Annotated in this window: 4 protein-coding genes; all 4 read right to left on the minus strand. The window is 40.1% G+C overall.

Annotation, left to right across the window (positions count from 1 at the left end; translation table 11 throughout):
• Positions 1-187: transposase (locus tag ACQQ6X_RS24325; RefSeq protein WP_305164338.1), on the minus strand; the 187-nt coding region annotated here is incomplete at its 3' end.
• Between the two features lie 118 nt (positions 188-305).
• The gene (locus ACQQ6X_RS24330; protein ID WP_305168255.1) at positions 306-1,058 is read right to left on the minus strand and encodes a carbohydrate-binding protein; all 753 of its coding nucleotides are present in this window, start codon (positions 1,056-1,058) and stop codon (positions 306-308) included.
• A 304-nt stretch (positions 1,059-1,362) separates the two neighbouring features.
• On the minus strand, positions 1,363-2,085 hold the full coding sequence (locus ACQQ6X_RS24335; RefSeq protein ID WP_305168254.1) for a thioesterase II family protein: 723 nt from the start codon (positions 2,083-2,085) through the stop codon (positions 1,363-1,365).
• Between the two features lie 23 nt (positions 2,086-2,108).
• Positions 2,109-12,218: a non-ribosomal peptide synthetase gene (locus tag ACQQ6X_RS24340; RefSeq protein WP_305168253.1), complete on the minus strand. Its 10,110-nt coding sequence runs from the start codon at positions 12,216-12,218 to the stop codon at positions 2,109-2,111.
• Positions 12,219-12,246: the final 28 nt, after the last annotated feature.

A 12,246-nucleotide genomic window follows, 5' to 3' on the forward strand; every position in this document is an offset into this window, starting at 1 on the left:
AAGACCAAGGGCCATAGTAACTCGGTAAATCCCGCCATGGCGCGCCCGTTCGAGCAACCCAAAGCACGGCATTGAGCATCTGGCGCCGATCCTTGGGCAGACGTCCTCCCTGTTTTTTTCGGGCTGGAGGCAACAGGGGGTCAACTATATTCCATTCTTCATCCGTTAACTCGTATCTTCGTCTCATGTGCCTTATTTTACTAGATTTCTACGAGTTGTACAGTTTGCGTACAGGCCCTAAAAAAATCGGGCTGAAAAAACGCATTTTTCAGCCCGATTTTGCTTATCTTTTTTTAAAATCCACCTTAGTTCTTACCGCCATAGCCCTTATAAGTAGAGTAAACTGCATCTGCATATTGATTGGCCAGAATAGGACGGCCATAAGAATCTGTAGCTCCCGGATACCAGTAATCTCCTCCGTTATAGTGTAATAAGCCGTTATATATATTGCCGAATTTAATAATCTTTTCATTTAAAATCAGGGCGCCCAAGTATACCTGATCTTGTTCACTGCCGTGATTATAAGCACGGCCAAATTTTGAACTGAATTGAGATAAATAAGCATTACGTGTGTTTGGTTCTACCTGCATCAATCCGTCGCCGGCTGATGGACTGCCTGGTAAGCCTGCTCCAAAGCTGCTTTCCTTTTTGATCACAGCACTCAGCAATAAAGCAGAATCTCCGCCTTTACCGAATTTATCGCCCGCATTCATTGTGTATGTCCATATGTGGCTTGGAACTTCGGAAGGCTTTGTTACTGAAGGACCTGTTGGTGGCGTTGTTGGCGGTGTTGTAGGTGGCGTAGTTCCGCTGCCGCCTTTCTCCCATAAAGCAGGAACAATAGGTGGTTCCCAACCTACGAGGGAAGTATGTGCCTGACGACAGGTATAAGTACTTCCACTATATGTTACTGTATCATTTACTGCATAGGCAGTATTTGGTGCCCATGCTCCCCTAGCGGCTGCGCTCACCGGCAAGACTGCGCAAAAGGTGGATAAGAATACTGCTAAAACTACCAAAAGTGATGTGGCTTTAAAAGAAAACTTTTTGCTAGTCATTTTCAAACCTCCTTGTATTTTTCTTCTGATATTTTCCTGTGTTGCTCATTTTCAACATTTATCAGCACTATTTCCCCCCTTTGTTTTCACAAATACTTCAAGTTCATTCCATAATTAAAGCGCTTAAACAAATGATTACAATTCTGATAATACAGAAACATGAAAATAATTCCAATAGGACGTAGGTTCTACTTTCTTGAAATTTTTGATTAGACTGGAAAGAGGCTAAGTCTACAGGTCATTAAAGTCAACCTAAAAACTTAGCCTCTTGATTTCATATTAAATTTTAAATAAACTTCAGTCTTCACATACCATTGTCTGCAAAGTCGATGAGACTACTATTTATTATTGCTGCTACATCCTTTTTGTAATCGTGTATAAAAAAATGATCCCCGTCAAACATATGAATTTTACAACTTTTGGACGTATAATCATGCCATTTTGCAACGTCAAAAATAGTGGCTCCCTTTTCTCTTTTTCCCCACAATACACTTATATCGCAGTCAAGCTTAGCGTTTTTTTCAATGTGCCTGTATGTGTCAGTAATACTAAAATCCGCTCTGAGTATCGGTAAAAACAACTCCATTAATTCATTGCTTTTCAGAACCTCTTTGGGCGTGCCTCCCAGCTTAAATACCTCATCCACAAACTCCTTATCCGGCAAATCATAGAGTACCTTCTTCTTACTTACAAAACCCGGAGGATATCTGCCGGAAATAAACATATGGCCAGGATATGGATGTCCGAGCTCCTTTATTCTATAGGCAAGTTCATATACAAGTACACTACCCATACTGTGGCCAAACAACGCATAAGGTTGTTCTTCAAGGTTGCTTATGATAATACGGTGTATATCTTCAAGCGCTTCCTCAACACTTCCGTAAAACGGTTCACCAATCCTGCTGCCTCTTCCCGCAAGCTCAATCGGGAAAAGCTCAATCCTATCATGCAAGTATTGTTCCCAATATTTATATACTGCTGCAGAACCTCCTGCATACGGCAGACAAAACAATTTAATCTTATCCATTATATCTACCCCTTATATCTGAACTATTGGTTGATCTCTTCCAATATTTCTTTAATAATAGCCGCATTTTTATCTATATATCCTGTACTTAACATATCAAAATGACTGCCAAATCCGTTATATACTTTGAACTCTCCCGTTGTTGCCTCTCTCCATCCTTCACATAAATCAGCTTCACCTTCATTGTCTTGCTGCTGTGATATAATAAGATGGATATTGGAGTTTATCTGTCCCGAGTTTATAACACTTCTAGTGTATTTATGATAATTTCTCATTCTTTCAATGGCCTTTTCAATAACTGCCTGGTTATCTCCAAACATGCCTTTTATAAGTTTCTCATTTTCTTCTATAAATTCTTTATCCTGTTGCTCAGCAAGTTTCTTAGCATCTTCGCTTTCTTCCTCAATAAGGACAAATGATTTAGCCGAATCCAGAAAGATTATATCGGATACATGATGTCCAGTTTCAATTAATACTTTAGCAACTTCAAATGCCAGATTACCTCCTGCCGAGTAACCAAATAGAATATATGGGCCCTCGGGTTTGACAGAAGTAATTGCCTTCACATACTCCTCCATCCTGCTCTCATTTTCTATAAAGTCAAAGGAATATATGGAATAAGCATTCATTTGTTTTGATAAACTACCATAAGCTATTCCATTTCCTCCTCCTGGAGGGAATGCAAACATAAGACTCTCCATTGCTGAATTAAAATGAATTGCCGGACTTGGTGTAATATAATCATTGGCGTACGTATTGTGTATAAAACGGGCAATTTCCTTTATGGTTGGGGCCATATAAAAGTCTTTTAGTGGTACCTCAACATTTAACTGTTCATAAATTCTGCTTATAAGGGATATTGCCTTCAGTGAGTATCCTCCCAGTTCAAAGAAGTTATCATTCACACCAATTTTTTGTACTCCAAGGGCATCATGCCACAGCAGTGCAAGCTTCTCCTCAACTTCACCGCAAGGCTCTACATACTCTACTGATGTAGCTAAAGTACCGTCATTTTGGGGTAAATTATTCCGATCTATTTTGCCATTGGCTGTCAAAGGCAGCTTTTCCAGCTGAACAAAGTATTGTGGTATCATGTAATCGGGAAGTTCTTTTAAGAGAAGCGCCCTTAAATCTGATATTGTAAATTCACTTTCCCCTGCTATATAAGCACACAAATACTTGTTGCCCTCCTGGTCTGTCTTTGCAATTACCGCAGCTTCTTTTATTGAAGGATGCTTTAATAGCTGCACTTCTATTTCCCCAAGCTCTATCCTAAAGCCCCTAATCTTTACCTGATGGTCTACTCTGCCTATAAATTCGATGTTTCCGTCAGGAAGCCACCTTCCAAGATCACCGGTACGATACATTCTTTCTCCAGAGCTGAAAGGATTAGCTACAAATTTTTCCGTAGTCAATTCAAGTTTGTTCAAATAGCCTTTTGCCAGCCCATCTCCAGATATATATATTTCACCAGTTGTATTAACCGGTAAGATATTCATGTCTTCATTAAGTATATATATCTTATAATTCTGCAATGGCATACCTATAGGTATACTTGTTAGATTTCTCACCTTCTCACGGCTTAAATGGTAATAAGTTGAATCTACGCAGCATTCTGTTGGACCATAAACGTTTGTTATAGTAGGGTTATTATCTTTAAACCGATCATAGAAACCTTGTATACCTTTACATGAAAGTTCTTCCCCTCCGATAATAAACTGCATAACTGAAAGACTTTCGCCAGGCCTGGCAGTATCTGTTAAAAGCTTTATATGTGCTGGTGTTCCGTCTGAAACAGCAATTGAATTCCTGTTATAGTACTTTAGAAGGCCCTCACCATCTAGCCTTGTATCCTCAGGAACTATAAACAGCGTATGGCCAAGGAGAGAAGCCGCAAATATTTGTTTTACAGATGCGTCAAAAAAGTAAGGGGACACAAGGGCAACATTTAAATAATTATCATAATTTTCATAGACAAGCTTTCTTAGTCCATAAACCAAGTTAACTACACTTCGATGCTCTATCATTGAACCCTTCGGAACTCCAGTAGATCCCGATGTATAAATGATATAAGCTAAGTCCTCTGGTTTATTTATTTTATCAAGGTTTTCAGCACTTCCAATGTATATTTCAGGGGAATCAAGCAGTAATATATTACCGTAAAACTCTGCTTTATCCGCTAAATGTGATTGCGTCAACAGCATAGTTGCATTACTATCTTCCAGTAATTTTTTTATTCTTAGTTCAGGAAGTTTGGTTGAAATTGGTAAATAGACACCTCCTGCTTTTAAAATTCCCAGTATTCCAACCTGCATATCTACGGATCTTTCTACCATTATTCCAACTATGCTGTTTTGCTTTACACCATTACTTCTTAGTGCTCTGGCAAGCTGATTTGCCTTTTCATTGAGTTGCCTGTAGGTTAATTGCTTGTCCTCAAACACTACAGCTACATTATCAGGTGTCCTTTCCACTTGGTCTTGGAACAGCTCATGTAGAGTCTTATCCCTAGGGTATTCTGCCTTTGTATCATTAAAACTATTTAGTATTTGCTGTTTTTCATCCTGAGATAGTATATTTATTTCGGACAGCATCTTTTCGGGGTAAGCTGTGATCTCTTCCAGTACATTGATGAAATGGACCCCAAGTTTTTCTATTGTCTCTTTCTTAAACAGACGAGTAGCATACTTTAACCCAAATACAATATTATTCTGGGTCTCTTGGGCGTTTAGGGTCAAATCAAATTTGGACGCCCTGAACTCATTATCATAGGGCATGAACCTTAGCCCATTCATCTTAAATTCTGATGCCTCTTTATTTTGCAAGACAAACATAGTATCAAACAGCGGATTTCTGCTCAAATCCCGCTTAATGCTAAGCTTCTCCACAAGTTCCTCAAATGGGTAATCCTGGTTTTCATAAGCCCTTAGAGCGTTTTCTTTTACTACCATCAAAAACTCGCTGAAATTCTTTTTACCTTGAGGGTAATTCCTCATAGCTAGGGTATTGACAAACATGCCTATGATGTCCTGCAAATCTGTATGTGGCCTTCCTGCTATAGGGCTTCCAATTACGACATCTTCCTGTCCGGTGTATTTGAAAAGAAGCACATTGTATGAAGCTAGAAGCACCATATACAGTGTTGCTCCATGATCCACGGCAAGCTTGTTCAGTTTATGTGCAAGTTCCCGGCCTGTTTCAAAACTGACCATATCGCCTTCAAAACTCTGTATAGCCGGCCTTGGGTAGTCTACCGGCATATCAAGTACTGGTATTTCTCCCCTAAATGCCTGGAGCCAGTATTCTTCTTGTTTACTGATTGTGCCGTCAGCAAACAATTTATTCTGCCATACGGAATAGTCCTTGTACTGAATCTGAAGTGCTGGAAGATTCATTCCTTCATACAAGCTTATGAATTCTCTTACAAGTATTTCATCCGACACCCCGTCAGATATGATATGGTGTTTATCAAGCATCATGACATGCCTGTCTTCTCTAATTTTTACGAGCCCTGCTCTTAGTAAAGGAGCCTTGCCAAGGTCAAATGGCCTTATGAATTCATTTGCTGCTTCTGAGGCTTTTTCTTCGCCGGTTTCCATGTACATGATACTAAATTCCACCTCATCATGGACCTTCTGCACCGGTTCACCATCTACCATATGGAAGGAGGTCCGGAAAGCCTCATGCCTTTTTACCAGCTGATCTAAGGCTTTCTCAAAACGTTCTATATCAATACTGCCTTCTAACAACATAAACTCTGGCATATTGTATGCCACCCTTGCTCCTTCAAGCTGATTTAATATATACAGCCTTCTTTGGGAAGACGACATAGGATAGTATTCCATTTCTCCAGTGGGCTGGATAGATTGATAAATACTCTCTTGGGCTTCCTGGATGTACTTGGCAATTTCTGCAATTGTCGGCAGCTTGAATATCTCCTTAAGAGATATATTTACATTGAACTCTTTGTGAATTTTGGCTGCAAAGTTTATTGCTTTTAATGAGTGCCCCCCAAGCACAAAGAAATTATCATTTCTCCCTATTTTCTCAACCCCCAGGATATCCTGCCACAATTGTACAAGCTTCTCTTCCACTTCACCTGAAGGTGCTTCATACTCTACTCCAGTATTTAAATGAGCAGCAGGGTGGGGCAAGTTCTTCCGGTCTATCTTACCATTGGCTGTCAAAGGCATTTCATCCAGCTGCATGAAGTATGCCGGGATCATATACTCGGGCAATTCTTTTGAAAGGCATTCCCTTAGTTCAGTTATTGTCAGTTCATTTTCCCCAACGAAATATGCACACAGATCCTTGTTCTTCTGTTGGTCTTCCTTTACAATAACCACAACTTCTTTTATTGAAGCATGTCTTAATAGCTGAGCCTCTATTTCTCCAAGTTCTATTCTAAATCCCCTTATCTTTACCTGGTGGTCCATCCTGCCTAAAAATTCTATATTCCCGTCAGGCAGCCATCTTGCCAAGTCCCCAGTACGATACATTCTTTCTCCCTTTATAAACGGGTTAGATACAAATCTTTCTGCAGTAAGCCCCGTCTTGTTTAAATAGCCTTTGGCAAGACCATCCCCAGATATATATAATTCCCCAGCGATACCTATAGGATTTACTTCTAATTTCTTACCAAGTATGAATGCTCTGGTGTTTGGCAAAGGACGGCCTATGGGGATATTATCCAATCTACTAAGCCCCGCCGCAGTAATCAAATATTCCGTAGAATCCACACAGCATTCGGTAGGACCATAAACATTTGTGATGCAAGGTTGCACATCCTCAAATCTGCTTAGGAAGTCTTTTACTGCATCAAATGGAAGAACATCTCCGCCTATAATAAAATGTCTCACTTTTAGGTTATTATCTATAGGAGGAGAATTTAACATCATATTTACGTGTATGGGCGTTCCATCCGAAATATCAATCCTATTTTCACTATAGAAGTCCAGCAGCTTTTTACCGTCTTTCCTTGCTTCCTCCGGTACAATGTACAATGCATGCCCCATTAGCAGTGCTGCGAAAATCTGCTGCACCGAAGCATCAAAAACATAAGGGGCAATGAGGCAAACATTCAACGGTGATTCATATTTGCTATATATTCTCTGGAACAGACCCTCTACCAGGTTTAATACACTCTTATTATCAATGCAAACACCTTTAGGGTTTCCCGTTGAGCCAGAGGTATAGATGATGTACGCTGTATCACCAGGCTTATTTATACATTTTATATTCACATCGTTTATAAAATTATAATCATAATCAGATAAATCAATAATCTCACCATCGAAATCATCACGATCCATAAGATGATTTTGGGTGAGTAAAATTTTGGCCTTGCTGTCCTCCATCATATACCTTTTTCTTTCCAATGGATAATTAGGATCTACAGGAAGGTACGCCCCCCCAGCCTTGATTACTGACATTATACCTATAACCATTTCAGGCGAGCGGTCCACCATTATGCCTACAATATCATCAGGCTTTACTCCCTTTTCTCTTAATGCCCTGGCCAATTGGTTTGCCTTTTGATTCAGTTCTCGGTAGGTTAATTGTTTACCTTCAAAAACCACTGCAATATGATCAGGAGTCTTTTTCACTTGCTCCTCAAACATTTGGTGTATGGTTTTATCCAGGGGATATTCGAGAGCAGTATCGTTAAAGCTGTATAATACTTGCTGTTTTTCTTCCTGTGATAACATTTCGATTTCATAAAGCCTTTTTTCGGGGTATGCTGCAATTTCTTCCAGCAAATTGATGTAATGAGCCCCAAGTCTTTCAACTGTTTCTTTCTTAAACAGTCTTGTACAGTATTCGAGTTCAAAGGCTATACCATCCTCAGTCTCAAATGCATTTAAGGTGATGTCAAATTTTGATATTCTGCCTTCTATCCCTTTGTTGTACGGCTTGAAGCTTAGATCAGACGTTATGAGCTCTGCTTTTCCAACATTGTATATGGCAAACATGGTATCAAAGAGGGGATTCCTGCTCATATCCCTCCTTATGTCCAGCTTATCCACTAATTCTTCAAACTGATAGTCCTGATTGTCGTATGCTTTCAAAGCATTTTCTTTAACTTCTTTCAAGAATTCAATAAAAGTCTTTTCTCCTTGCGGGTGGTTTCTCATGGCCAGAGTGTTTACAAACATACCTATGATGTCTTGAAGGTCAGCATGAGGCCTTCCAGCTATAGGACTTCCCACAATAATATCTTCCTGTCCAGTGTATCTAGATAACAGCACATTGTATGCAGCAAGAAGCGTCATATATAATGTAGCTCCATTGTCTGATCCAAGCTTGTTAAGTCTAACCGCAAGCTCGCTATCAGCTTCAAAGCTGATGTAGTCTCCTTCAAAGCTTTGTACTGCGGGTCTTGGGTAGTCGGTGGATAAATCCAGCACAGGGATCTCTCCCTGAAAGGTCTGGAGCCAGAATTCCTCCTGCTTACTTATGGCAGCTCCTGCAAACAATTCCCTCTGCCAAACTGAGTAGTCCTTGTACTGTATACGCAGTGGAGGAAGTATTTTCCCTTCATATAAGCTTATAAACTCTCTTACCAGTATGTCGTTGGACACTCCATCCGATATGATATGATGCATGTCAAACACCATTATATGTCTGTCTTCTCCAATCTTTACAAGTCCAACTCTTAATAGTGGAGCCTTTCCAAGGTCAAAGGGCCTTATGAATTTCTCCACTATTTCGGGAACCTTCTCTTCACTGGTTTCCAGGTACATGATACTTAGGTCCGCCTTGTCATGGACTTTCTGAGACAGCTCTTCCTCGATCATATGGAAGGAGGTTCGAAAGCTCTCATGCCTTTCTATCAGACTATGAAAAGCCTGCTCAAAACGTGCTTTATCAACAGTACCTTCCAGCAATATTATGCCAGGTATATTGTAGGCGATTCCAGCTCCTTCAAGCTGGTTTAATATATATAGTCTTTTCTGGGCGGATGACATGGGATAATATTCCATATCCCCAGCACGTTGAATGGACTGATATAGGCTCTCCTTTGAGTCTTCAATGTAGCTGGCAATTTCTAAGATGGTTGGTGTCTTGAATATTTCCTTAAGAGGTATGTCTACATTGAACTCTTTGTGAATTCTTGCTACAAGGCTTGTTGCCTTTAACGAGTGTCCTCCGAGCATAAAGAAGTTATCATTTCTTCCTACCTTCTCTATTCCAAGGATGTCCTGCCACAGCAGCGCAAGCCTTTCCTCCACTTCACCTGAAGGCGCTGCATACTCTGTTCCTGTATTTATTCTTCCATCAGGCAGCGGCAGCGCCTTTCTGTCCAATTTTCCATTTATGGTTAACGGTACTTTTGCTATCCTCATAAAATAGGATGGAATCATATAATCGGGCAGCTCTTTAGATATAAGCTCCCTTATTTCGGTCACTGTCACTTCTCGGTCAGACACTATATAAGCGCAAAGATACCTGCCTACACTTGAATCCTCCCGGTCAATGACCACCGCCTCATTTATATCAGCATGCTTCAAAAGGGCTGCTTCTATTTCCTCAAGCTCGATTCTATACCCTCTTATTTTAACCTGGTGGTCTTTTCTGCCGGCAAATGCAATATTCCCGTCAGGAAGCCACTTTGCAAGATCTCCTGTTTTATACATCAGTTCTCCAGGCATAAATGGGTTCGGTACAAACTTTTCCCTGGTAAGTTCCGGTTTTTTCAAGTATCCTCTCGCCAATCCTGCCCCGGAAACACAGAGTTCACCCTCAACACCTATGGGCTTAAGATTATTGTTTTCATCAACTATAAACACCCGGGTATTGGTAATAGGTTTACCAATAGGTACCGACTTATCGGCCGTCTCACAATCATCTGCTTTCCATACCGTTGCACATACGGTTGTCTCAGTAGGTCCATAAGCATTTATATATGAAATCCTGTTGCTCCATTTCTTTAAAAGTTCGGGAGTGGAAGCCGAACCTGCTGCAATTACCTTCTTTAAGGAAGTTACTTTTTCCGGGTCCAGATTTGCCAGATACGGAGGTGGTAAAGTAGCAATAGTTATCTCATTTTCATTTAGGTATTCTTCAAATCTTCGATAGTCATTGATAATATCGCTTGAAGATATATATAGTGTTGCTCCTGCCAATAGTCCCATAAATATTTCCCAAACTGCAGCGTCGAATGAAATTGATGCAAATTGAATAATCCTATCGCTTTCACTTACATTTAAGCGGGTCTTGAAAAACGCCTCCAGATTTGCTACCCCTTTATGTTCTACCATAACCCCTTTAGGTTTTCCTGTAGACCCAGATGTATAAATGATATATGCCAAATTTTGCGGTGAACATACCACTTCCAGGTTCATAGGGTTTCCGGCATAAAGGCTTTCATCTTCTATGTCTATATACTTCCCGTAAAACTCCACTTTCTCCAGGAATTGCTTTTGGGAAATCAGCACCCCTATCTCGCTGTCCTCGAGTAAATATTCGATTCTTGCCTTAGGGTAGTCAGGATCTATAGGCATATATGCCCCTCCGGCTTTAAGTATGCCAAATATACCTATGACCATCTCCAGTGAGCGTTCTACCATAATACCCACTATGCTGTCTGGTTTAACTCCCTTATCCCTCAACACTCTTGCAAGCTGATTTGACTTCTCATTGAGTTCCCTATAGGTTAGCTGCTTACCCTCAAACACCACTGCCGCATTGTCAGGTGTCTTCACCGCTTGTTCCTCAAATAGTTGGTGAATGGTCTTTTCCCTGTGGTATTCCTCCGTTGTATTATTGAAGCAGTGTACTATTTCTTTCTTTTCCACTTCGGTAAGTATATCAATATTCCTAATATGCATATCGGGATTATCGGTTACAATTTCTATTACCGACTGAAAATGTCCCTTGATTTTTTCTATGAAATTACCATCATATACCAGTGAGTTGTAACTGAATTTAATAGATAATTCCTTACCGCCATCAACGAGTATCCCAAAATCATAATTCGTCTGCTCGAATATTTCCATTCCAACTACATTTAAAATGCCATTACTGGATGAAGCATTAACCGCTTCATCCATAGGGTAATTTTCAAAAGCCATGACATGATGTATCAAGGCATCTTTCAAGCATGTTTTTGACTGCACATCCGCCAGAGGATAGAAACTGTACCGGTCAGATTCAAGCACCGATTGCTGCATCTCTTTGATCAGTTCGGTAAAAGTTTTATCCTCATCACAACTCACCCTTACTGCAACGGTATTTATAAATAAACCCACCATGCTCTCAATTCCCTGTATTTCATGAGGCCTTCCCGATACCACCTCACCAAACACCACATCATCGGTATTGTTATACCGCTGTAATAATATCCCCCATATGGTCTTTATAATGGTACTCATGGTTGTATTGTTTTTGGCTGCAAACTTCTCAAGATCGCTAGTTATTTGTTCAGATATTTTAAACTCCGTTTCTTCAATCCTGAAATCATCACTTGCAGACCTGCCGTTTTGGGGAAGGACTGTCTGATGCTCGTAACCTTTAAGATAGGTTTCCCAGTAATCTGCGGCCTCGTTCTGATTTCTGCCTTCCAACCATTTGATATAGCGGCTGTAAGGATATACCTTTCCTGACTCCGGCTCCCGGCTATTCATCAGGGCTTCATAGTTTTCCATAAATTCTCTAAATATATTTGCGAGACTCCACCCATCAATAATGATGTGATGAAAGCTCCATACCATGTTATAAGATTGGTAGCCTGTTTTAATTACACTTAATCTTGTTAAAATATCCCTTGATAAGTCAAAGCCCTTTTTTCTGTCTTTAACCCTGTATTCTTCTATATACCTATCCCTTAGTTCTTCGGCAAGGGAGGTAATATCCTCATAGCTGACAGACAGCTTTCTTTCCTTCATGACTACTTGTAAGGGCTTGGCTACATTTTCATACAAAAAAATTGTTCTCAAAGCGTCATACTTTTCAATAATGATATTAACGCTCTTTTCAACACAATCAATGTCCAGGATGCCTTTTATAGAAAGTGATATCTGCTCAAAGTAGGCGTCTGAATTTTTATCCATCATATAGTGGTACAATATCCCTTGCTGCATAGGAGTGAGCCGGTACATATCTTTTATGTTTTGTTTCTTCAAATCACTCATAAGTACTCCTCCTTAAATACAAACTCTT

Source organism: Paenibacillus ottowii, assembly GCF_050516475.1.
GTDB lineage: Bacteria > Bacillota > Bacilli > Paenibacillales > Paenibacillaceae > Paenibacillus > Paenibacillus ottowii.

Bases quoted from the DNA above. Each gene is read 5' to 3' on its own strand.
- ACQQ6X_RS24340 (WP_305168253.1), bottom strand. From the start codon at position 12,218: ATGAGTGATTTGAAGAAACAAAACATAAAAGATATGTACCGGCTCACT.
- ACQQ6X_RS24330 (WP_305168255.1), bottom strand. From the start codon at position 1,058: ATGACTAGCAAAAAGTTTTCTTTTAAAGCCACATCACTTTTGGTAGTT.
- ACQQ6X_RS24335 (WP_305168254.1), bottom strand. From the start codon at position 2,085: ATGGATAAGATTAAATTGTTTTGTCTGCCGTATGCAGGAGGTTCTGCA.